The organism is Allosediminivita pacifica (assembly GCF_003054175.1).
Taxonomy (GTDB): Bacteria; Pseudomonadota; Alphaproteobacteria; order Rhodobacterales; family Rhodobacteraceae; genus Allosediminivita; species Allosediminivita pacifica.
In genome coordinates this window covers 117,743-139,289 of sequence record NZ_QBKN01000005.1, presented here as the reverse complement: position 1 = coordinate 139,289, position 21,547 = coordinate 117,743, and the positions used below count along the sequence as shown (strand labels likewise).

The 21,547-nt window shown below is 66.0% G+C and carries 20 protein-coding genes and 1 pseudogene; 15 read left to right on the top strand and 6 right to left on the bottom strand.

Features of this window, described 5'->3' with window-relative positions; genetic code table 11:
* The first annotated feature begins 94 nt into the window (after positions 1 to 94).
* From C8N44_RS05580 to lexA, 7 genes are all read left to right on the top strand, one after another.
* Positions 95 to 676, top strand: coding sequence for an anthranilate synthase component II (locus C8N44_RS05580; protein WP_107975185.1), 582 nt, complete (start codon positions 95 to 97; stop codon positions 674 to 676).
* Positions 673 to 1,686 (top strand): anthranilate phosphoribosyltransferase, encoded by a 1,014-nt coding sequence (gene trpD, locus C8N44_RS05575; protein ID WP_107975184.1) that lies wholly within the window; start codon positions 673 to 675, stop codon positions 1,684 to 1,686. The genes C8N44_RS05580 and trpD overlap by 4 nt, the downstream gene beginning before the upstream one ends.
* Entirely contained in the window at positions 1,683 to 2,327 is a 645-nt protein-coding gene (locus C8N44_RS05570) for a uracil-DNA glycosylase (RefSeq protein ID WP_107975183.1), read from the top strand. Before trpD ends, C8N44_RS05570 begins: the two co-directional genes overlap by 4 nt.
* Positions 2,324 to 3,127, top strand: coding sequence for an indole-3-glycerol phosphate synthase TrpC (trpC, locus tag C8N44_RS05565; RefSeq protein ID WP_107975182.1), 804 nt, complete (start codon positions 2,324 to 2,326; stop codon positions 3,125 to 3,127). The genes C8N44_RS05570 and trpC overlap by 4 nt, the downstream gene beginning before the upstream one ends.
* Complete coding sequence (gene moaC / locus C8N44_RS05560) at positions 3,124 to 3,606, top strand: cyclic pyranopterin monophosphate synthase MoaC (RefSeq protein ID WP_107975181.1); 483 nt, start codon at positions 3,124 to 3,126, stop codon at positions 3,604 to 3,606. Before trpC ends, moaC begins: the two co-directional genes overlap by 4 nt.
* A complete protein-coding gene (locus C8N44_RS05555; RefSeq protein WP_107975180.1) occupies positions 3,603 to 4,772 on the top strand; it encodes a molybdopterin molybdotransferase MoeA in 1,170 nt (389 codons plus the stop codon). Before moaC ends, C8N44_RS05555 begins: the two co-directional genes overlap by 4 nt.
* A gap of 109 nt (positions 4,773 to 4,881) precedes the next feature.
* Complete coding sequence (lexA, locus tag C8N44_RS05550) at positions 4,882 to 5,574, top strand: transcriptional repressor LexA (RefSeq protein WP_107975179.1); 693 nt, start codon at positions 4,882 to 4,884, stop codon at positions 5,572 to 5,574.
* Here the strand turns inward: lexA and C8N44_RS05545 are convergent.
* Positions 5,568 to 7,610: a ComEC/Rec2 family competence protein gene (locus C8N44_RS05545; protein ID WP_107975178.1), complete on the bottom strand. Its 2,043-nt coding sequence runs from the start codon at positions 7,608 to 7,610 to the stop codon at positions 5,568 to 5,570. The two genes, lexA and C8N44_RS05545, sit on opposite strands and share 7 nt — an antisense overlap.
* A gap of 77 nt (positions 7,611 to 7,687) precedes the next feature.
* On the opposite strand from C8N44_RS05545, the gene gltX reads away from it, so the two are divergent.
* Together gltX and gltA are read left to right on the top strand one after the other, a co-directional pair.
* Complete coding sequence (gltX, locus tag C8N44_RS05540) at positions 7,688 to 9,094, top strand: glutamate--tRNA ligase (protein ID WP_107975177.1); 1,407 nt, start codon at positions 7,688 to 7,690, stop codon at positions 9,092 to 9,094.
* A gap of 91 nt (positions 9,095 to 9,185) precedes the next feature.
* Entirely contained in the window at positions 9,186 to 10,481 is a 1,296-nt protein-coding gene (gene gltA, locus C8N44_RS05535) for a citrate synthase (RefSeq protein ID WP_107975176.1), read from the top strand.
* Positions 10,482 to 10,556: 75 nt separating this feature from the next.
* Here the strand turns inward: gltA and C8N44_RS05530 are convergent, their stop codons facing one another.
* Positions 10,557 to 12,575 (bottom strand): putative bifunctional diguanylate cyclase/phosphodiesterase, encoded by a 2,019-nt coding sequence (locus C8N44_RS05530; RefSeq protein WP_107975175.1) that lies wholly within the window; start codon positions 12,573 to 12,575, stop codon positions 10,557 to 10,559.
* A gap of 478 nt (positions 12,576 to 13,053) precedes the next feature.
* On the opposite strand from C8N44_RS05530, the gene C8N44_RS05525 reads away from it, so the two are divergent.
* The 4 genes from C8N44_RS05525 (at position 13,054) to C8N44_RS05510 (ending at position 17,091) form a co-directional block, all read left to right on the top strand.
* Positions 13,054 to 15,021, top strand: coding sequence for a heme lyase CcmF/NrfE family subunit (locus tag C8N44_RS05525; protein ID WP_107975243.1), 1,968 nt, complete (start codon positions 13,054 to 13,056; stop codon positions 15,019 to 15,021).
* Positions 15,018 to 15,488 carry a cytochrome c-type biogenesis protein gene (locus C8N44_RS05520; protein WP_373282690.1) on the top strand — a complete coding sequence of 157 codons (471 nt, stop codon included), beginning with the start codon at positions 15,018 to 15,020 and terminating at the stop codon, positions 15,486 to 15,488. The genes C8N44_RS05525 and C8N44_RS05520 overlap by 4 nt, the downstream gene beginning before the upstream one ends.
* Before the next feature lie 246 nt (positions 15,489 to 15,734).
* On the top strand, positions 15,735 to 16,241 hold the full coding sequence (locus tag C8N44_RS05515; RefSeq protein WP_107975174.1) for a DUF2087 domain-containing protein: 507 nt from the start codon (positions 15,735 to 15,737) through the stop codon (positions 16,239 to 16,241).
* Between the two features lie 73 nt (positions 16,242 to 16,314).
* Positions 16,315 to 17,091: an enoyl-CoA hydratase-related protein gene (locus C8N44_RS05510; protein WP_107975242.1), complete on the top strand. Its 777-nt coding sequence runs from the start codon at positions 16,315 to 16,317 to the stop codon at positions 17,089 to 17,091.
* Positions 17,092 to 17,103: 12 nt separating this feature from the next.
* Here C8N44_RS05510 and C8N44_RS05505 read toward each other — a convergent pair.
* Positions 17,104 to 17,654 (bottom strand): annotated as a pseudogene (locus C8N44_RS05505) (holin family protein).
* Positions 17,645 to 18,265, bottom strand: coding sequence for a holin-associated N-acetylmuramidase (locus C8N44_RS05500; RefSeq protein WP_373282689.1), 621 nt, complete (start codon positions 18,263 to 18,265; stop codon positions 17,645 to 17,647). The pseudogene C8N44_RS05505 and the gene C8N44_RS05500 overlap by 10 nt, the downstream one beginning before the upstream one ends.
* A 93-nt stretch (positions 18,266 to 18,358) precedes the next feature.
* On the opposite strand from C8N44_RS05500, the gene C8N44_RS05495 reads away from it, so the two are divergent.
* Entirely contained in the window at positions 18,359 to 18,790 is a 432-nt protein-coding gene (locus tag C8N44_RS05495) for a cupin domain-containing protein (RefSeq protein WP_107975240.1), read from the top strand.
* Between the two features lie 63 nt (positions 18,791 to 18,853).
* On the opposite strand, the gene C8N44_RS05490 is transcribed toward C8N44_RS05495, so the two are convergent.
* Positions 18,854 to 19,345, bottom strand: a complete 492-nt coding sequence (locus C8N44_RS05490; RefSeq protein ID WP_107975173.1) for a PRC-barrel domain-containing protein — start codon at positions 19,343 to 19,345, stop codon at positions 18,854 to 18,856.
* Between the two features lie 112 nt (positions 19,346 to 19,457).
* Between C8N44_RS05490 and C8N44_RS05485 the strand changes: the two genes are divergently transcribed.
* Positions 19,458 to 19,928 carry an acyl-CoA thioesterase gene (locus C8N44_RS05485; protein ID WP_107975172.1) on the top strand — a complete coding sequence of 157 codons (471 nt, stop codon included), beginning with the start codon at positions 19,458 to 19,460 and terminating at the stop codon, positions 19,926 to 19,928.
* Here C8N44_RS05485 and pgi read toward each other — a convergent pair.
* Positions 19,925 to 21,505: a glucose-6-phosphate isomerase gene (gene pgi, locus C8N44_RS05480; protein ID WP_107975171.1), complete on the bottom strand. Its 1,581-nt coding sequence runs from the start codon at positions 21,503 to 21,505 to the stop codon at positions 19,925 to 19,927. The genes C8N44_RS05485 and pgi overlap by 4 nt on opposite strands.
* Positions 21,506 to 21,547 lie beyond the last annotated feature (42 nt).

Sequence of the window (21,547 nt, the reverse complement as noted above, 5' to 3'; positions counted from 1 at the left end):
ACGCGTCCGGCCCGCCCCTTGACGTTGGCCGGACGCCCTGCGCATTTATATTCCGAGGCGCGCCAGCGCCGCCACCCCCGAAGGCCGGAATTCCATGCTTCTGCTTATAGATAACTACGACAGCTTCACCTACAATCTCGTCCACTACCTGGGCGAACTCGGTGCGGATGTCGGCGTCTGGCGCAACGATGCGCTGAACGTGCAGGAAGCCATGGCGCTCAATCCGTCGGGGATCGTGCTCAGCCCCGGCCCCTGCGACCCCGATCGCGCGGGCATCTGCCTTGCCCTGACCGAGGCTGCGGCAGAGACGGGCACCCCCCTGCTCGGCGTCTGTCTCGGGCACCAGACCATCGGCCAGGCCTTCGGCGGCACCGTCGTGCGACACGGCGAAATCGTGCACGGCAAGATGGGCCTGGTGCGGCACACCGGCACCGGGCTTTTCACGGGCCTGCCCTCGCCCTTCGAGGCGACGCGCTATCATTCGCTCGTCGTGCAGCGCAGCGACCTGCCCGCCTGCCTCGAAGTGACGGCGGAACTCGAGGACGGCACCATCATGGGCCTCCAGCATCGCGAGTTGCCCATTCATGGCGTGCAGTTCCATCCCGAATCCATCGCCTCGCACCACGGCCACGCCCTGCTGCAGAACTTCATGAACGTGACGAAGGTCCCGGCATGAGCGCCGACATCAAGCCGCTCATCGCCGCCGCCGCCGACCGTCCGCTCACCCGCGACGAGGCCGAGGTCGCCTTCGGCATCCTCTTCGACGGCGAAGCGACGCCCGCCCAGATCGGCGGCCTGCTCATGGCGCTGCGCACGCGCGGGGAATCCGTGGCCGAATACGCCGCCGCCGCCTCCGTGATGCGTTCCAAGTGTCGCAAGGTGACGGCCCCCGCCGGCGCCATCGACATCGTCGGCACCGGCGGTGATGGCAAAGGCACGCTCAACATCTCCACCGCCGCGGCCTTCGTCGTGGCGGGGGCCGGCGTTCCGGTCGCAAAGCACGGCAACCGCAACCTCAGCTCGAAAAGCGGTGCCGCCGACGCGCTGACAGAGCTCGGCGTCAACGTCATGGTCGAGGCGGACAAGGCCCAGACCGCCCTCACCGAGGCCGGCATCTGCTTCATGATGGCGCCCATGCACCATCCGGCCATGGCCCATGTCGGCCCGGTCCGCGCCGAACTTGGCACGCGCACGATCTTCAACATCCTCGGCCCGCTGACCAACCCGGCGGGCGTGCAGCGTCAGCTCACCGGCGCCTACAGCCGCGCCCTGCTCCGCCCCATGGCCGAAACGCTGCAGCAGCTCGGCGCGCGGCGGGCCTGGCTCGTCCATGGCAGCGACGGCACCGACGAGATGACGATCACCGGCATCTCCTGGGTGGTATCCCTCGAAGAGGACGGCACCCTGCGCGAGGCAGAGATTCACCCCGAGGACGCGGGCCTGCCCGAGCATCCTTTCGAGGCCATTGTCGGTGGCACACCGCAGGAAAACGGACGCGCTCTTGCCGCGCTGCTCGAGGGCGAGACATCCGCCTACCGCGACGCGGTCCTGCTGAACTCCGCAGCCGCGCTGGTGATCGCCGGCCACGCCGCGGACCTTCATGAGGGCGTGGCCCAGGCCACCGAAAGCATCGACAGCGGCGCGGCCAAGGCCAAGGTCACCGCGCTGGCCCGCCTGACGGCGTGACCCCGCCGGCGGCATGGGCCCACCTGCCCTTTTTCACACGGGACCTGCCCCGGATCGAGGCGGCATTTGCCGCCGAGACCAGGGACATCTTGCCGCCCGAGCCGCAGCGCTTCGCCGCGCTCGCGGCGGTGGTGCCAGAAGACGTCCGCGTGGTGATCCTCGGCCAGGACCCCTATCCCACGCCGGGCCATGCCCATGGCTTCGCCTTCTCCGTCGAACCCGAGGTGCGCCCGCTGCCCCGCTCGCTTTCCAATATTCATGAAGAGCTGAAGTCGGATCTTGGCGCCTGCCCGGCCGACGGAGACCTGCGTTTTTGGGCGGATCAAGGCGTGCTCTTGCTGAACACCGCCCTGACGGTTCCGGCGGGCGATGCAGGCGGCCATGCGCGCCTCGGCTGGTCCCGTCTCACCGAAGAGGTCGTGGCCGAGCTTTCCGAACGCCCGCGCGCCTTCCTGCTCTGGGGCAACCACGCTCAGAAGTTCGAGCGTTTCATCAGCGGCGCTGACCATCTGATCCTGAAATCTCCGCACCCCTCGCCGCTCTCGGCAAGGCGCGGCTTTTTCGGCTCGCGCCCCTTTTCCCAGATCAACGACTGGCTTATTGCCAAGGGCGAAAGACCTATCGACTGGACCGGGACATGACGCAGACGATCCTCGACAAGATCAAGGCCTACAAGCTCGACGAAATCGCGGCGGACAAGATCGCGACGCCGATCGAGCGTGTCGAGGACGCGGCCCGCGCAGCGCCGCCCGTGCGCCCCTTTGCCGAGGCGCTGCGCACCGCTGGCCAGACCGGCTACGGGCTCATCGCCGAGGTCAAGAAGGCCTCGCCCTCCAAGGGGCTCATCCGCGAGGATTTCGATCCCGCCGCGCTGGCCAGGGCCTATGAGGCCGGCGGAGCGACCTGCCTCTCGGTCCTGACCGACACGCCCTCCTTCCAGGGCGCCAAGTCCTTTCTGACCGATGCGCGCGAAGCGACCTCGCTGCCTGCGCTGCGCAAGGATTTCATGTACGACACCTATCAGGTGGCCGAGGCACGCGCACTTGGCGCGGACTGCATTCTCATCATCATGGCCAGCGTCTCGGACGCCCAAGCCTCGGATCTTGAAGCCGCCGCACGGATCTGGGGCATGGATGCCCTGATCGAGGTCCACGATGCCGAAGAGCTTGAGCGCGCGCTCAAGCTGAGCTCACCCCTGATTGGCATAAACAATCGCAATCTCAAGACATTCGAGACCTCTCTTGATGTAACGCGCGAACTTTCCCGCAATATCGACAGGGGCCCCATCCTGGTCTCCGAATCCGGCCTCTCGACACCTGCCGATCTCGCGGAGATGGCGGCCTGCGGTGCCCGCGCATTCCTGATCGGCGAAAGCCTCATGCGCCGGCCCGACGTCACCGAGGCGACACGCGACCTTCTCGCCGACCCCGTGCCTGCATGAGCGGCAAGCGCCTCACTCACTTCGACGAAAGCGGCGCCGCCCAGATGGTGGATGTCTCCGAAAAGGCCGCCACCGCCCGCCTCGCCACGGCCGAGGCGCAGATCGTGATGCAGCCCGAGACTCTCGCGCTCATCACCGAGGGACGGGCCAAGAAGGGCGACGTGATCGGCGTCGCACGACTTGCCGGGATCATGGGCGCCAAGCGCACCGCGGATCTCATCCCGCTCTGCCACCCGCTTCCCGTCACCAAGGCGACCGTGGATCTCGAACCGGACGCGGACCTGCCGGGCCTTCGCATAACCGCCAGCGTCAAGACCACTGGTCAAACCGGCGTTGAAATGGAGGCGCTCACCGCTGCCTCGACCGCCGCGCTGACCGTCTACGACATGTGCAAGGCCGTGGACCGGGGGATGCGGATCGAAGGTCTGCGTGTCATCCTGAAGGACGGCGGCAAATCAGGGCGTTACGAGGTTTCATGATCTCCGTTTCCGAGGCGCTCGACAGGCTTTTTTCCCTCGCGGCGCCGCTCGGCACCGAAGAGGTCCCCCTGCTCGAAGCCAACGGTCGCATCCTCGCCCGCGACGTGACCGCCCGCCGCGACCAGCCCCCTTTCGACAACTCCGCCATGGATGGCTATGCGGTAACCGAGGGCGCGCAGGGCGACAGCTTCCGCGTGATCGGAGAATCCGCCGCCGGCCATCGTTTCACCGGCCCCCTCGCGCCCGGCGAAGCCGTCCGCATCTTCACGGGCGCGCCGATCCCCGAGGGCACCGGCCGCGTCATCCTGCAAGAGGACGTGACCCGCGAAGGCGACACGATCACCATCACAGGGGCGCCCGGCGAAGGCCTGCACATCCGGCAGTCCGGCGATGATTTCAGGACCGGCGACAGCGTTACGGCGCCGCGTCGCCTGTCACCGAACGACATCGCGCTCATGGCGGCCATGAACATCGCCCGCGTGCCGGTGGCGCGGCAACCGCGCGTGGCAATCATCGCGACCGGCGACGAACTGGTCATGCCCGGCGAAGACCCCGGTCCGGACCAGATCGTCGCCTCCAACAGTTTCGGCCTGCGCGCGCTGCTTTCCGAATTGGGTGCGACGCCGCGCCTGCTCCCCATCGCCCGCGACAGTCTCTCTTCGCTACGCACTGTGCTGGAACTGGCCGACGATTCCGATCTCGTTCTGACCATCGGCGGCGCTTCCGTGGGCGATCATGACCTCGTCGCACAGGCGGCGGCGGACATGGGCCTGGACCGCGCCTTCCACAAGGTCGCGATGCGTCCGGGAAAACCGCTGATGTCCGGGCGCCTGGGCGACGCGATGATGATCGGCCTGCCGGGCAACCCGGTCTCCGCCATGGTCTGCGGCCATGTCTTCGTCGCCCCGGTCATCCGCGCCATGCTGGGCCTCGGCGCCTCCCCCGCCCCCCGCAAGACCGCGCACCTGGCACGCGACATCCCGGCCAACGGGCCCCGCGAGCACTACATGCGCGCCCGACGCATGGCAGACGGACTTTCGCTCTTCGACCGCCAGGACTCGAGCCTGCTCAGCATCCTCAGCGCCGCCGACGCGCTGATCGTCAGGCCGCCGCACGATCCCGCGCGCAGCGTCGGCGAAAACGTGGACTACCTTCCCCTCAGCTGACCACAACATTTCATGAATTCATGAAATGCTGAAAGCGCTTCTGGGCCACAACCCAGTTGACACAAAACAAGAACATGCATAGAACAAAACGAAGCTGAGGGAGCCGCACATGCTGACGAAGAAACAGCTCGACCTACTCGATTTCATCAATCGCCGCATGTCGCGCGACGGGGTTCCGCCCAGCTTCGACGAGATGAAGGAGGCACTCGACCTGCGCTCCAAGTCCGGCATCCACCGGCTCATCACCGCGCTGGAAGAACGGGGGTTCATCCGCCGCCTCGCCCACCGCGCCCGCGCGATCGAGATCGTGAAGCTACCCGAAAGCCTTGCAAACAAGTCCGCCGGCTTCGAGGCGCGCGTAATCGACGGCGACATCCCGGACGAACGTCCGGCCACCGCCCGCAACGTCACGCCAAGCGTCTCCGAGCTTCCCCTCATGGGCCGCATCGCGGCCGGCGCCCCGATCGAGGCGATCAACGATATCCCGCCGCAGATCGGCGTACCCGGTGGCATGATTTCTGGCAACGCCCGCCACTATGCGCTCGAGGTCAAGGGCGACTCCATGATCGAGGCCGGCATCAACGACGGCGACGTCGTGGTGATCCGCGAAACCGCCACCGCCGACGATGGCGACATCGTCGTGGCCCAGGTCGAGGGCTATGAGGCCACCCTCAAGCGGTTCCGCCGCAAGGGCGACATGGTGATGCTCGAGGCAGCCAACCCCGCCTACGAAACCCGCGTTCTGCCCAAGGGCAGCGTCGCAGTCCAAGGTCGGCTCGTGGGCCTCATCCGCACCTACTGAGGCGGCCTCCCACCCCACCATAGACGCCAGTGGCCCGGCGGGTTCGCCTGCCGCCAGCGCAGCCCCTCTGCCGTAACCCAGGCCGCGACCGCCCCTGTGGCGCGCAGCCGGTCGGGGTCGAAGACGCGGCAGTCTCCGCCCTCCACGTAGGGCTCGGAGGCGACCACGATCCCGCCCCCGCCGCAGAGCAGGCCTTCCTGTGCGCGCTTGCCCTGGGCATGGAAGATCTCGGTCCCCGCCAGCGTGACCTGCGCCAGCCGCCCCTCGCGGGGCCCTGGCCAGAGCCTCGCCGCGGCCACTTGATCGCGCCCGGCTCCGTCGTTCTCCAGCCAGACCTGGGCCACGAACCCCGCGCCGCTATCGCGCGACAGGCCCCGCCCCTCGGGCGTCATCACGCCGACCAGCCCGCCGCTGTCGGCGATCAGCAGCGCGGGCCTCTCCGCCCCGGACCACAGCCAAAGCGCCAGCGCCATGGGCGCCAGCCCAGCCAGCCGCCCCCTCCCGCGCCAGAGGCAGAGCAGCAGCCCACCAAGCGCCATCAGCGGCAGCACCCAGGGCCCCGGCGCCACCACCGGCCGCACCGCCCCCGGCCAGCCACCCACCGTCTCGGCCACCGCCAGGATCCAGCCGAGGCCCAGCCCCATGCCCGCCAGAGGCAGCCAATCCAGCCCCAGGGGCATCAGCAGGGCCGCAACCACGCCCAGCGGCATCACCACCAGCCCCATGACCGGCACCGCCACCAGGTTCGCAACCAGGCCATAGCTGGCCGCCGTGTTGAAATGCGCCATGCCCACCGGTGCCGTCGCAAGCCCCGCAACCGAAGACGAAATCACGACCCCGGCCACGGGCATGAGCCAGCGCGGAAGGTCCCGGCCCCGGCGCCAGAGGCTGATCCGCTCGTAGACCGCCACCAGCGCCGTGGTCGCGGCGAAGGACATCTGGAAACCCGGGCCGGTCAGGGCCTCGGGCTGCAGCGACAGGATCACCAGCGCGGCGAGCGCTACGGACCGCAGGCTCAGCGCCCGCCGATCCAGCATTACCGCCACCAGCGCAACCGCTGCCATGACAAACGCCCGCTCTGTCGCAACATTGCCGCCGGAGAGCGCAAGGTATCCCGCCGCTGCCAGAAGCGCGCCGCCGGCCGCCAGCTTCTTCACCGGCCAGAAATGCCGGACCCGCGGCACCAGCAGCAATCCAAGACGCAGCGCCGTGAAGACCACGCCGGCCAGAAGCCCCATGTGCAACCCCGAGATTGCCAGAAGGTGCGCGAGGTTGGTGTTGCGGAGGTCTGCGAGCGTCTGCCGCGACATGGCGGAGCGGACGCCACTCATGATCGCGGCCGCAAAGGCGCCGCGCTCACCCGCCAGAAGGTGCCGCACCCGCTCGCTCAGCCACATGCGCCCGGCGAAGACGCGCAGCCCTTCGCCGGGCGGCGCCAACGCCATCACCGGCACGCGCGTATAGCCCACGGCGCCGAGCTGCAGGAACCAGGCATGGCGCCGAAAGTCGAAACCGCCCGGCTCCACCGCGCCGGAAGGCGGCGAAAGGTGCCCAGTCAGGAGCGCCGTCATGCCCGGCCGGATCTCCGCCGCCGCCCCGCCGTGCAACGAGACACGCACCCGCGCCGGCGTCTCCCGCGGATCCATCCGTTCCAGCACCACGCGGTCGAGCATCAGCCGCACGGCGTCCGAGGCAGAACGGTCCATCCCGATGACGCGCCCCTCGATGGGTCCGTAGTAGCGGAAGTCGAGCACCGGTGCCGCGAGCCGATGGGTGCGTGCGCCTGCGAGCGCAAAGCCGAACAGCATCAGCCCCGACGCCATCAGCAGCATCGCCATGCCGAATCCAGCCCAACGCGCCAAGACAATCCCGAGACAGCCCGCCGCCGGGGCGCCCCAGAGCTGCCAGACAGGCGGCTCCACCGGCATTGCGAAGAACACGCCGATGCCACAGGCCATGCAGACAGGCGCCCATGGGAACAGCGCCCCGCGCTGCCCATGCAGCGCCGTCTGCATCCAGAGCAGCGCCCGCCCCATGCTTGTGATCGCCCCTTGGCCCCGTTAATCAGGCGCCAAGTTTCAGCCCTCCACGGTTAGCAAAAGGTTAAGCCCACATGTCCGGCCAGATCGTGACCCGTTTCGCCCCATCACCCACCGGGTTCCTGCACATCGGCGGGGCACGGACCGCGCTCTTCAACTGGCTCTTCGCGCGTGGCAATGGCGGTCGCTTCCTGCTCCGCATCGAGGACACGGACCGCGCCCGCTCCACGCCCGAGGCGACTCAGGCCATCCTCGACGGGATGGACTGGCTCGGACTCGAGCATGACGGTGAGGTCGTGAGCCAGGCCGCGGGGGCCGAGCGCCACGCCGAGGTGGCGCACGAGCTGCTGGAGAAAGGCGCCGCATTCAAGTGCTTCTCCACGCAGGAGGAAATCGAGGCATACCGCGAAAAGGCCCGCGCCGAGGGCCGCTCCACGATGTTCGTGAGCCCCTGGCGCGAAGCCGACCCTTCCTCCCATCCCGATGCGCCCTATGTGATCCGCCTGAAGACGCCGCTTGAGGGCGAGACCATCATCCGGGACCAGGTGCAGGGCGACGTGCGTATCGGCAACGATCAGCTTGACGACATGGTGCTTCTGCGCTCGGACGGCACACCCGTCTACATGCTTGCGGTGGTGGTCGACGACCACGACATGGGCGTCACGCATGTGATCCGGGGCGACGATCACCTCAACAACGCCGCGCGCCAGATGGGGATCTACAGCGCCATGGGCTGGGACCTGCCCGTCTATGCACACATCCCGCTGATCCATGGCCCGGACGGCAAGAAGCTCTCCAAGCGCCACGGCGCGCTTGGCGTCGATGAATACCAGAAGATGGGCTACCCGGCCGCCGGGATGCGCAACTACCTCGCGCGTCTCGGCTGGAGCCATGGCGACGACGAATTCTTCACCGACGCCCAGGCGCAGGCCTGGTTCGGGCTCGACGGGATCGGCAAGTCACCCGCGCGTTTCGACTTCAAGAAGCTCGAGAATCTTTGCGGTCAGCACATCGCCGCACTGGCCGATGCCGCACTGCTGAAGGAACTCGATGATTTCCTCGACGCGACGGGCCAGCTTCCTTTTACCGAGACGCAACGCGACGGAATGAGCCGCGCCATGTACTGCCTCAAGGACCGGGCAAAGCTCTTGCCGGATCTCCTTGAAAAGGGACACTTTATTCTCTCCGAACGGCCGCTGGATGTGGACGAGAAGGCGCAGAAGGCGCTCGATCCGGTATCCCGTCGTATACTGTCAGAATTGACGCCGCACCTGCAAAGTGCTAGCTGGTCGCGCGATGATCTCGAAGCGCAGCTTGGCGCATTCGCCGAAGCGCAGGGGACCAAGTTCGGCAAGCTTGCCGCGCCGCTGCGCGCCGCCCTTGCCGGGCGGGCCGTAACCCCGAGCGTCTTCGACATGATGCTTGTGCTGGGCCGCGACGAGACGATCGCCCGCCTGGCCGAGGCCGCGGAAGAATCCTGAGCGCATTCGCCGCGAGGGGCCTCTGCAGGCCATGTGATAAACAGGCCAGGGCGGCCCCGCCCGGCCACCACCGACGAAGGGACGACGAAGCATGGCTGACAGCACAAAATCCGCAACCCTCAGCATCGGCGACAAGACCGTCGAGCTCCCGATCCACCACCCCACTGCCGGGCCGGACGTTCTCGACATCCGCAAGCTCTACAGCCAGGCGGGCGTTTTCACCTACGATCCGGGCTACACCTCCACCGCGTCCTGCGACAGCACCATCACCTTCATCGATGGTGACAAGGGCGAACTTCTGCACCGCGGCTACCCGATCGACCAGCTTGCCTCGAAATCGCACTACCTCGAGGTCTGCTACCTGCTGCTTTACGGCGAACTGCCCAAGGCGGGCGAACTCGAGGAATTCGAGAACACCATCACCCGCCACACCATGATCCACGAACAGATGCACAACTTCTTCCGCGGCTATCGCCGGGATGCGCATCCGATGGCGGTCATGGTCGGCACAGTGGGCGCGATGGCCGCCTTCTATCACGACAGCACCGACATCTCCGATCCGCACCAGCGCGAGATCGCGAGCCACCGCCTGATCGCCAAGATGCCGACGATCGCGGCCATGGCCTACAAGTACTCGGTGGGTCAGCCCTTCGTCTATCCGCGCAACGATCTCAGCTACGCGGCGAACTTCCTGCACATGTGCTTCGCCGTCCCGGCCGAGGAATACGTGGTGAACCCGATCCTGGCCCGCGCCATGGACCGCATCTTCACCCTGCACGCCGACCACGAGCAGAACGCCTCGACCTCGACAGTGCGGCTCGCCTCCTCCTCGGGCGCGAACCCCTTCGCCTGCATCGCGGCCGGCATCGCCTGCCTCTGGGGCCCTGCCCACGGCGGCGCCAACCAGGCCTGCCTCGAGATGCTCAAGGAAATCGGCGACCCCGAGCGCATCCCCGAGTTCCTGGCCCGCGCGAAGGACAAGAACGATCCGTTCCGCCTCATGGGCTTCGGTCACCGGGTCTACAAGAACTTCGACCCGCGCGCGAAGGTGATGAAGCAGTCCGCCGACGAGGTGCTCGACCTGCTGGGTGTCGAGGACAACCCGGTGCTCGCCACCGCGAAGGAGCTGGAGAAGCAGGCGCTGGCCGACGACTATTTCGTCGAGCGCAAGCTCTTCCCGAACGTCGACTTCTACTCGGGCGTCATCCTCGAGGCGATGGGCTTCCCGCTGTCCATGTTCACGCCGATCTTCGCCGTGGGCCGCACAGTCGGCTGGGTCAGCCAGTGGAAGGAAATGCTGAACGACCCGCAGAACAAGATCGGTCGTCCCCGCCAGCTCTACCTTGGCGAAACGGCCCGAGACTACGTGGACATCGAGAACCGCTGATCCAGCGGCACTCCGCGATCAGAGGGCCCTGCCGCAGCCGCGGCGGGGCCCTTTCCTTGTCGGAAGACGCCTCTTTCAGCCCAGCGCCCCCAGCGCGGGCCCTGCGGCGTCGGTGACAAGACCGTAGCGCTGCCGCGTCTCCTCTGCCGGGATGGCGGCACCGAACATGTAACCCTGCAGCTCGTCGCAGCCCTCCCGGATCAGGAAGGCGCGCTGCGTCTCCGTCTCCACGCCCTCGGCCACGACGCTCATCCCGTTCGAGGCCGCAAGCGCGAGGATCGCCCGCACGATGAACGAAGAATTCTCGTCGTCGGTAACATGCCGAATGAAACTGGCGTCGATCTTGAGCCGGTCGAAGCTGCACTCCAGGAACATCGAGAGCGAGGAATACCCCGTTCCGAAATCATCCATCGAAATCTTCACTCCCAAGGCGCGGCACTGCACCAGCGTGGCAATGGCCTTGTCCTTGTCGCGATGAAATCCGGACTCGGTCACTTCGAGTTCGAGCCGATGGGCCGGCAGTCCGGTCTCTCGCAGAACTCCCGCAAGAAACGGGACAAACTCGTTGCGTATCAGCTGACCCGGCGCCACGTTGACCGCGATGCGGTGCGGCGCGTCCCAGCTCGCCGCCTCGCGACAGGCCTCGCGCAACACCCATTCGCCGATCCGGATGATCTGGCCGCTTTCCTCGGCAATCGGTACGAACTCGGACGGCGCGACCTCGCCCACGCGCGGACCGGTCCATCGTAGCAGCGCCTCGAACCCCACGACCGCCCGGCTGACGGCATCGACCTGCGGCTGGTAACAGAGCGTGAGCTCGCCCCGCGCGACGGCGCCATCAAGCTCCGCGCTCAGCTCGGTCTTCCGCCGTGTCTCCTGCTCCATATCGCTCGTGAAGCTCAGGCTGAGATTTCGGCCGGACCGCTTTGCAGCGTACATGGCAAGATCCGCCCGCGAAAGAAGCTGCGCCGCGCTTGTCCCGTCCTCGGGAAATACGCTGACACCCACCGAGGCACCGACCTTGATATCGCCGGTCACGGGGGCTTCGAAGGCAAGCACCGCGTCACATAGGAACTGGCCAAAGGCGAGCCCCTCCTCCCGGTTCTCGGCATGGGCCTTCAGCGCAACGAACTCGTCCCCGCCCAGCCGGTAGAGCGTCTCGTCCGGGCCAAGCCGGCCCCGTAGGTACTTCGACAGCGAGACGAGCAGCGCGTCGCCTGCGGCATGGCCATGCAGGTCGTTGACCTCCTTGAAGCGGTCCAGGTCGATCAGGGCCGCGACGAGGCATCCTTCGGCGTCCGGGTCGGCCAGCCGTTTTTCAAGCTGAGCATGCATGCTCGCGCGGTTGGGAAGGCCGGTCAGGCGGTCCTCTAACGCGAGCTTTCGATAGCGCGTGACAGCCTCCTGCGTTGCCTCGTGGTCGGCGAAGAAGCTTGCGGAGGAACACAGGATGATCAGGATGTTGGCCAGCGCCACCGGCACAAGCAGCGTCGCGCTCCCGAAGCTTCCCGACGGCTCGACCGCGAGCGCCAGCACTTCATCAGGGCCAAGACCGTAGGCCCGCACCATGACAAAGTGCAGGATCAGCACGAGAAGCGTGTTCACCGTCGCGAAGGGGAGCGCCGGTGCCACGTCGCGGCCAGGGTCCTTTGGTGCCAGCAGCGCCATCGCGCCCCCGGCGAGGGCGAACCACAGGCTGGCCTTGAGGAAGACCGCGAAATCCACATCTTCCGCCCCGGCAAAGTTCGTCAGGGCCCAGAAGTTCACCAGCGCCGGAAAGAATGGCACGAGGAAAAGGCCCACCATGTGGTGCCATCGTACCGGCGACAGCGAGGTAAAGGTCAGGACCTCGTAGTAGATGACGCAAATCACGATCTGAACCGCGACCATCACCCCATCCAGCGATACCGGGAGGTGCGGAATATAAGAGGCAACCAGAAGGTGTGAGACCGACCATACGGATACCCCCGACATCGCACCGGTCAGGGTGATCATCGCAAGTCTGCGCCGCCGGGTCATCGACTTCAGCCGCTGCAGGTAGAGCGCGATGAGGTAGGCGTTCACGAGCGACAGCAGGCTGGCCGCGAGAATCACATAAACATCGTGTGCGGCAACGATATGAAAAAGCCCGTACAGTACTCCGCCTCCCCACGAAGGCGGCGACTGCCGCCCGGAACGGACGCCACGATGCCAAGAGGAACTTAAGGCACGGCGAAGCTACGGGCTCGAAAGTCCTTCCACTTTTTGGAAATCTCCCCCGGGCGATCGTCACTCCGCCACCCTTCCGCCCGACTCGTCAGGCGCCGCCAATCCGAGCCCGGCTGCCTGCCGCGACCGGCCGTCGGGAGCAGCAGCGCCCGCGTGCACAGGCCGAACGGCCTGCTCTCATCCTCCGAGACTGCGGGACATTCTTAAGAACCGGTAAAACCGGAAGGCTAACCCATTGATTTCACTGGATCCCAAAGATGTCCCTGCCCGGGACAAGCAATCTTCCCGCGGCAGACGCGACAAAGTGAACGCAGCCCCCTTTGCCCTCATTGGCGCCGGACCGCCGCTCGAATATGATCGGGGCATGGTTACAGAATTCGGCCACTTCGCCCTCATCCTCGCCTTTCTCGTCGCGATCGTTCAGATGGTCGTACCCATGGCCGGCGCCCACAAGCGCTGGCCCGGTTGGATGGCCGTGGCCGAACCCGCCGCGACAACCCAGTTCCTGCTGATCGGTTTCTCCTTCCTGGCCCTCACCTGGGCCTTCCTGACCTCGGATTTCTCGCTCCGGCTGGTCTACCTGAACAGCCACTCGGCCAAGCCGCTCATCTACAAGATCAGCGGCGTCTGGGGGAACCACGAGGGCTCCATGCTGCTGTGGGTGCTGATCCTGAGCCTCTTCGGCGCCATGGCCGCCTGGTTCGGCGGCAACCTCCCTCCGGGACTGAGGGCGCGGGTTCTCTCGGTGCAGGCCGCCATCGGTGTCGCCTTCATCGCCTTCATCCTCTTCACCTCGAACCCATTCGAGCGGATGCCGGTGCCCCCCTTCGACGGGCAGGATCTGAACCCGCTCCTGCAGGACCCCGGCCTCGCCTTTCACCCGCCCTTCCTCTACCTCGGCTACGTCGGGCTCAGCATTTGCTTCAGCTTCGCCGTGGCCGCGCTGATCGAGGGCCGCGTCGACGCCGCCTGGGCCCGCTGGGTCCGCCCCTGGACGCTGGCCGCATGGGTCTGTCTCACCATTGGCATCGCGCTGGGATCCTGGTGGGCCTACTACGAGCTCGGCTGGGGCGGCTTCTGGTTCTGGGACCCGGTCGAGAATGCGAGCTTCATGCCCTGGCTTCTGGCCGCCGCGCTGCTCCACTCCGCCATCGTGGTCGAGAAGCGCGAGTCCCTGAAAAGCTGGACGATCCTGCTCGCCATCCTTGCCTTCGGCTTCTCGCTCATCGGGACCTTCATCGTCCGTTCCGGCGTCATCACCTCCGTGCATTCCTTCGCCTCGGACCCCGAACGCGGCGTCTTCATCCTGCTGATCCTGGTCGTCTTCACCGGCGGCGCGCTCACGCTCTTTGCAGCGCGCTCGGGTGTCATGCAGGCGCGCGGCGTCTTCGGTATCGTCAGTCGCGAGAGCGCGCTGGTCGCCAACAACATCCTGCTGGCGGTCTCGGCCTTCGTCGTCTTCGTGGGCACCCTGTGGCCGCTCGTTGCCGAGATGGCCTTTGACCGCAAGCTCAGCGTCGGCCCGCCCTTCTTCGACATGGCCTTCACGCCTTTCATGCTGATCCTCGGGCTGCTGCTTCCCTTCGGCTCCATGCTCGCATGGAAGCGTGGCAGCGCCAGCCGCGTCGCACGTCAGCTCGCCCCGGCGTTCTTCCTCGCCCTCGCCCTTCTCGGACTGACATGGGTACTCCAGACCGGCCGCAGCCTGCTTGGCCCCATGGGCGTCTTCCTCGGGGCCTGGCTCATCGGCGGGGCGGTGACAGACCTGATCTCCCGCACGGGGCAGAACCGCGATTGGTCGCGTCTGCGGCGCCTGCCCCGCGCCGACTGGGGCAAGAGCATCGCGCACGCTGGGCTTGGCATCACCATGCTCGGCATCGCTGGCCTTACCGCCTGGGAGCAGGAGGACATCCGCATCGCCCAGATCGGGGAGCCCTTCGAAGTCGCGGGCTTCGAGCTCGAACTTCTCGGGGTCGAAGAAATCCAGGGGCCGAACTATTACGCAACGCAAGGCGAAGTGGCAATCCGCAGCGATGGAGACGAGATCGCCCGCCTTTTCCCGCAGAAGCGAAACTACCCCGTGGCCCAGATGCCCACGACGGAGGCCGCCATCGACTACCGGTTCCTGCGCGATCTCTACGTCGTCATCGGCGACGAGCAGTCGGGCGGCGGCTGGGTGATCCGGACCTATCTGAAGCCCCTGGCGAACTGGATCTGGGGCGGCGCGATCCTCATGGCGCTTGGGGGCTTCGTGTCGCTTTCGGATCGCCGTTTCCGCGTGGCCGCCGGTGCAGGCAAGCGAACGGCGGCCAAGGGAGTGCCTGCGGAATGATGCTCCTGCTGCGCCGCATGATCCTGGCCCTTTGTTTCGCCATGGCCGCCCTGCCCGCGGCCGCGGTGCAACCTGACGAGATGCTGGACGATCCGGTGCTCGAGCAACGCGCGCGCGATATCTCCGCCGGGCTCAGATGCCTTGTCTGCCAGAATGAGAGCATCGACGAATCCAACGCTTCGCTGGCCCGCGACCTGCGGCTGCTGGTCCGCGAAAGGCTGGTCGCCGGGGACAGCAACGAAGAGGTCGTCGACTTCATCGTCGAGCGATACGGAGAATTTGTCCTGCTGCAACCGACGACCCGCGGCTGGAACTGGCTTCTCTGGGCCGCGGGCCCCCTGCTCTTCATCTGTGCCGCCGGCGTTGGCGCCGCCTACATCCGCAGCCGGTCGCGCGCGGAGAGCCCTGCCTCCGACGCGCTGAGCGAGGATGAACGGCGTCGGCTGGAAGAGTTACTGCGCGAGTAGCGGACAGGAAGGGGGACGCGTCTTCGCGGCAACGGCCGTTGCGCGAACACGTCCTTCCACAGGGCTTTGTCATCGACCGGGCCGCAGCCAGATGCTATAGGCAATGCAGGGTCCGCAGTTCACCCAGGCTCCGCCACTTGCTAAACCTGCCTCACGAACCGATATGGATCGCCTTCGTGATACCCATGGACAAGGGCGGACCTCCTACTCCCTCAGGGAGCGCGGTATCGGTGACGGAGGACTCATATGTCTCGCGACCTCATACCCCTGTCCCTCAAGGACGTCTCCACCTTTGCAAAGACGCTGCGGGCCGGGCTCGACCAACCGCCATCGCACCTCGAGATGCTCGGGCTGATTGCCCGGTCGGCGGGCTACCGCAACTACCAGCACATGCGCGCCCGTCTGGCGAGTACGCCTCCATCTCTTGTGGACGAGAAGGCCGTGCAGCGCGCAGCCCGGCATTTCGACGAGGCAGGCGACCTTGCCCGCTGGCCAACCCGCATGCGGATGCAGGAGCTCTGCCTTTGGGTGATCTGGTCGCGCCTGCCCGCGCGCGAGGTCATGACAGAGCGCGGCATCAGCACGCGGATCCACGCCCTTTGCAGCTTTCGCGACGCCGCTCAGATCCGCCGGGGTCTGGTCGAACACGGGCTCTTCACGCGTGCCACGGATGGGTCGGAGTACCTGCGCGTGGAACGCGCGCCCACACCTGACGCTCGCGCCCTGATCGCCAGGCTGTTCCGCCGCCCGTGACGCCGCGTTTGGCTTTGCCTTCCCCGGACGGCCCGTGTTTCATGATGCCGACCGTCAGGGGGAGGGCCAGGAGATGGATTACGATACGCTCGGTTACGAGGTGAAGAACGATGTCGCGGTGGTGCGCATGAACCGCCCCGACGTGATGAACGCACTCAACACGCAGATGCGCGCCGAACTGACCGACGCGTTCAAGCGCGCGGGATCGGAGGCGCGCGTCGCGGTCCTCACCGGAAGCGGAAAATCCTTCTGTTCGGGGCAGGATCTCGGCGACCGGACCACCCTCGCCAATCTCGATCTCGAACGCGTGCTGCGCGACGAATATGTGCCGATGTTGCGAGCGATCAGTGACTGCCCCGTGCCCACCATCAGCGCAGTCAACGGGGCGGCGGCGGGCGCCGGCGCCAACCTCGCGCTGTCCGCCGATGTGGTGATTGCCGCGGAGAGTGCGTTCTTCACGCAGGCCTTCACGCGCATCGGCCTCATCCCCGACGCCGCGGGGACATGGTTCCTGCCCCGGCAGGTCGGCATGGCCCGCGCGATGGGCGCTGCCCTCTTTGCCGAGAGGATCGAGGCGCGCAAGGCCGAGGCCTGGGGCATGATCTGGGAAGCGGTGCCGGACGACCGTTTTGAAGATATCTGGATGGGCCGGGCCGCGCATCTCGCTCAGGGCCCGACCGCTGCCTACAGCCGCGTGAAGCAGGCTTTGCGGGCAAGCTTCGACAACACGCTGGACCAGCAGCTTTCGCTCGAATCCGAGCTTCAGGGGCAATGCGGCCAGACCCGCGACTTCAAGGAAGGCGTCGTTGCCTTCCTTGAAAAGCGAGCGGCGCGCTACGAGGGGCGCTAGGCGCCCCGGTGCTCATCGCGCCGCCTGCCAGTCGGCAAGTGCCGGGTTCTCGGAACGGTCCGCAATGCGTGGCATGTCAACCTCCTCCCCGTTGGCGGACACGGCAGGCGAGCGAAGCGCCTCGACGTCCCGGACCTGCCGGATCACCTCCGGAACCGCGGCCATCGTCGCGGCCAGATCGCGCTGCAGTTCCTGGCCCTTCGCCTGATGGCGCGCGCCGAAATAGAAGCTCACGATCGCCCCGAGCAGCCACCAAAGCGGCTCGGGCACCAGCGCAATTCCGGCCATGCGGGCTGCGAACCACGCAGGGTCCACCATGGCCGCGGTGAAAAGGCCGAGGGTCCCAAGGGCCATGGCCGGCCGCGGAATGCGGTTCAGCGCGTCCATCAGCCGGTCGAACCACCCGCGGCGCGCCACGCGGAATTCCTGCGCAAACTGCGTGAGCGCGGCCGCCTGCGCCGTGCCTGGCCTTCGGAGTTCACGCGGAAGACCTCGGCCGTCTCGGCAACCACGTTGCGACCGCCACCAAAAACCATGCCTAGCACCTTCTCGATCAGGCCCATGACGCCACCCGCGCGCGGAACTCGGCTTCGCTCATGTGGTAGCGTTCGGAAATGAATTCCTCGGCCCGCCGGATCCAGCCGCCTTTTGCGCCCGATCGCATGCGGGCGTACTTGCGGGATGCCGGTCGACGATCAGCGATCGAAAAATAGTAGTTCCGCCGCGCGATCCCGTAAGCGTCGACAATGTGGTCCGGTGCCCGCACGGCAGCACGATGGCACGCAGCCGCGGTCCGGGGGCCAATGGCACCATCGACTGCCACGTCCTCGCCCATGTCGTTGAGCAGGCGCTGAAGCACCCTCACGGCGTTGGAACCTGCGTGGACGTACATATCGAAGACGGTGGCGTGCAGCAGCGGCGGAAGATCCCCGATCTTGGGACCGAAAAAGTAGTGCTTCAGAAAGATGTCCGTCGCCATCTCCCGCGGAATGCGACGGACGTCTTCGGCGTCGATCTTGGCATTGCCGTCGAGATCAAGCCCCAGCCGCCGCAGCGTGTGGATCGTGACGCCGTACTTTGTCGCGCCACCGGGATCGTCGGGATCGTTCACATAACCCCCTTCGCGGGCGACGATCTCTTCAGCCATTCGCCTGATTTCGGTCATCTGCGTCATCGGACTGCCTCTTGCACGCATTCTCGCTGGCACCGAAACTGCGATCTATCCGTTAACCCGCATTCACCGGAGCGAACGTTGCCCCAATCAGACCTGAGCGCCGACGACATCATCGCCATGCTGGACCTCGCCCCCCACCCTGAGGGCGGCTATTTCCGGCAGACCTGGATCGCCGCAGCAGAGGGCGATGCACGGCCTGCGGGCACCTGCATCTATTTTCTGCTGAAAGCAGGCCAAGCCAGCCACTGGCACCGCGTGGATGCAACCGAGATCTGGCACTTCCACGCCGGCGCGCCGCTCGTGCTTTCCATCTCCGAAAGCGACAGGGGGCCTCGCCGCGATCTCATACTCGGGCCGGATCTTGCCTCGGGTGAGCGTCCGCAAGGCATCGTTCCCGAAGATCATTGGCAGGCGGCCCGGACGAATGGCGACTGGACCCTTGTGAGTTGCACCGTCTCTCCAGCGTTTCAGTTCGAGGGTTTCATGCTCGCCGAGCCTGGGTTCGACATATCAGCTGCCAACTGAAAAGGCGCGCCCCTGCGGGACGCGCCTCTGACTGGCCTCAAGGCCTTGCTTGGAGGGACTACCTCAGTCCCAGAAGCCTTCGTCGACGCCTTCCATTTCTTCCAGCTGTTCCTCGGTGCGGTTGGTGACGTAGGCATAGGTGCCATCGTCCAGCGCAACGAGGTTCACATCGTCGATCTCGAGCATGACGTGCTTGTCGCCCAGATCGAGGAAACCGCCGACCTCTGCCACGATGCCGTGGAAGTCGCCCTGCTCGGTAAGAACGATGTCCTCGATCTCGCCGATACGGGTCCACTGGTCGTTGAGACCTTCGAAAACATCGTCGGCTTGCCATTCTTCCGTGCCGGCTTGACCGGTCGAGTAGACCACACCGCCCGTGATGTCGCGCGTCCGGATCAACTTGGCGTCAGAGTTATCGCCGCCTTCTGCGACCTGCTCCATGTTGCCGTTGTCGTTTGCGGCATCGTTCATGTCGTCGGAATTGGAATGGCTTTCGGCCAGCGCGATGCCGGGAACCAGAAGGAGTGCGGCTGTGGTAAGCTTCAGACTTTTCATAGTAAATTGGCCTTCCTTGTTCGTGCATATGAACTGGAAAGGGAACACCCGCCCGTGACTTGGGTTCCCAAATCTTCTTGTGGCTTCCGCAACGGGGGACTACCAAAACGGCATGGACCTACCCTATCTCACTCCGCTCACGGCCAAGCAGCAGGCACAGTTCGGCCTTTCGGAAACCTGGCCGCTGGCGCTCGCAGACCGCGTCCGCTTTGCCGAAATCGACCGGCAGAACCACGCCAACAACGCGGCTTACATGACGTGGTTCGAAACCGCGCGCCTTCAGTATTTCCGGGATTGGGGCATGCTAGAGGGGCGGGCTGACGACCCCCATTTTGTCTTGCGCCGTGCTGAGATAGATTATCTTGAGGCGCTAAGGCTCGGTGACGACTACGTCACGACGGTGGCATGCAAGTCCTTCCGCACAAGCAGCTTCACGCTTGGATGCGAGCTCTGGGCAAACTGCAGGCTCGCGGCCCGTTTCAGCGGCGTGATCGTCCTTCTCGCCCCCGACGGGGGCAAGAAGGCAATTCCCGACACCGTCCGCCACCGGTTCGAAACCGAGGACGGCGCCAAAGCAGACTAGCCGCAGTTCTTCTGCACGTAGGCGACGAGCTGCGCGGTCGAGCCGTCCTTGCCATCGGCGCTCTGGTCGCCGGCCACGATTGGGCCCAGCGCGGTGGCCAGTTCCTTGCCAAGCTCGACGCCCCACTGGTCGTAGGAGTTGATCCCAAGCACGCTGCCTTCGACAAAGACGCGATGTTCGTAGAGCGCAACGATCCTGCCCAAGGTTGCGGGATCGAGCATCGGATAGACCAGCGTCGTCGAAGGGCGGTTGCCGGGAAAGACGCGGTGACGCGCCTGGCGCTCAAGCTCTGCGCCCTCGAATTGCCCGGAGACCTTGGAGCGCGCCTCCTCCAGATCGCGCCCCCGCATGAGCGCCTCCGACTGCGCGAGGCAGTTCGCCACCAGCAGTTCGTGATGGTGGCCCAGATCGGCCTCATGCCCCTGTGCTGCCACCATGAACTCGCAAGGTACGACCTGCGTGCCCTGGTGGATCAGCTGGTAGAAAGCATGTTGTCCGTTGGTGCCCGGTTCGCCCCAGACGATCGGCCCCGAGGGGACCTTCAGCGCCTCGCCGTCCATGCTCACCGACTTGCCGTTCGATTCCATCTCGAGCTGCTGCAGGTAGGCCGGCAACCGCCCAAGGCGGTTGTCGTAAGGCAGTACGGCGCGCGTCGCGTAGCCAAGGACCTGATTGTGCCAGATCCCGACAAGGGCGAGCAGCACCGGCATGTTCCGATCCAGCGGTGCGTCGCGGAAATGCACGTCCATGGACCGCGCGCCTGACAGGAAGTCGCGGAAATTCTTCGGACCGATCGCAATCATCAGCGACAGACCGATCGGCCCCCAGACGGAATACCGCCCGCCGACCCAATCGGCGAAGCCCAGAACCCGCTCTTCGGGAATACCCCACTCGGCGGCCTTCTCCTTGTTCGAAGACAGGGCAACGAACCGCGCATCGGGAGTGACGCCTGCACGGGTAAGCCAGGCATGCGCGGTCCGCGCATTGGTCATGGTCTCGATCGTTGTGAAGGTTTTGGAGGCCACGATGAACATCGTCGTCGCGGGATCGCAAAGGGCCAGCGTGTCGGCGATATCCGCGCCGTCCACGTTGGAGACGAAATGGCACCTCGGGCCGTCGTGGTAGGGCGACAGAGCCCGCGTCGCCATCGCGGGCCCGAGGTCGGAACCGCCGATCCCGATGTTCACCACATCGGTGATCTTTGAGCCGCGGATCTCCTCGGCCAGCATCTCCATGCGGGACAGGGTCTCTCGCACCTCGGGAATGACATCGGCGCCATCCACCTCGACCGAGCCGCCATCGGGATCGCGCAGGGCAACGTGCAGCACCGCGCGCCCCTCGGTCTCGTTAATCTTCTTTCCCGAGAACATGGCATGACGCCGCGCCGCAACGCCCGAGTCTTCGGCCATGGCAACGAGCGCGTCCAGCACGTCCGCGTCAATCTGCGTCTTGGAATAGTCGAAGAGCATCCCCTCGGCCGAGAGGCTGAAGGCTTCCGCCCGGGAGCTGTCCTCGAAAAGATCGAGGATGTGACGGCCCTCTATGCGCTGCGCATGCTCGTTGAGGTCATTCCACATCAGATCGTTACTCCGCCCTGCCCTGTCGTCGTTCGATATCAA

Bases quoted from the DNA above. Each gene is read 5' to 3' on its own strand.
- C8N44_RS05580 (WP_107975185.1), top strand. From the start codon at position 95: ATGCTTCTGCTTATAGATAACTACGACAGCTTCACCTACAATCTCGTC.
- trpD (WP_107975184.1), top strand. From the start codon at position 673: ATGAGCGCCGACATCAAGCCGCTCATCGCCGCCGCCGCCGACCGTCCG.
- trpC (WP_107975182.1), top strand. From the start codon at position 2,324: ATGACGCAGACGATCCTCGACAAGATCAAGGCCTACAAGCTCGACGAA.
- moaC (WP_107975181.1), top strand. From the start codon at position 3,124: ATGAGCGGCAAGCGCCTCACTCACTTCGACGAAAGCGGCGCCGCCCAG.
- C8N44_RS05555 (WP_107975180.1), top strand. From the start codon at position 3,603: ATGATCTCCGTTTCCGAGGCGCTCGACAGGCTTTTTTCCCTCGCGGCG.
- lexA (WP_107975179.1), top strand. From the start codon at position 4,882: ATGCTGACGAAGAAACAGCTCGACCTACTCGATTTCATCAATCGCCGC.
- C8N44_RS05545 (WP_107975178.1), bottom strand. From the start codon at position 7,610: ATGGGGCGGGCGCTGCTCTGGATGCAGACGGCGCTGCATGGGCAGCGC.
- gltX (WP_107975177.1), top strand. From the start codon at position 7,688: ATGTCCGGCCAGATCGTGACCCGTTTCGCCCCATCACCCACCGGGTTC.
- gltA (WP_107975176.1), top strand. From the start codon at position 9,186: ATGGCTGACAGCACAAAATCCGCAACCCTCAGCATCGGCGACAAGACC.
- C8N44_RS05525 (WP_107975243.1), top strand. From the start codon at position 13,054: ATGGTTACAGAATTCGGCCACTTCGCCCTCATCCTCGCCTTTCTCGTC.
- C8N44_RS05520 (WP_373282690.1), top strand. From the start codon at position 15,018: ATGATGCTCCTGCTGCGCCGCATGATCCTGGCCCTTTGTTTCGCCATG.
- C8N44_RS05515 (WP_107975174.1), top strand. From the start codon at position 15,735: ATGTCTCGCGACCTCATACCCCTGTCCCTCAAGGACGTCTCCACCTTT.
- C8N44_RS05510 (WP_107975242.1), top strand. From the start codon at position 16,315: ATGGATTACGATACGCTCGGTTACGAGGTGAAGAACGATGTCGCGGTG.
- C8N44_RS05500 (WP_373282689.1), bottom strand. From the start codon at position 18,265: ATGACGCAGATGACCGAAATCAGGCGAATGGCTGAAGAGATCGTCGCC.
- C8N44_RS05490 (WP_107975173.1), bottom strand. From the start codon at position 19,345: ATGAAAAGTCTGAAGCTTACCACAGCCGCACTCCTTCTGGTTCCCGGC.
- C8N44_RS05485 (WP_107975172.1), top strand. From the start codon at position 19,458: ATGGACCTACCCTATCTCACTCCGCTCACGGCCAAGCAGCAGGCACAG.
- pgi (WP_107975171.1), bottom strand. From the start codon at position 21,505: ATGTGGAATGACCTCAACGAGCATGCGCAGCGCATAGAGGGCCGTCAC.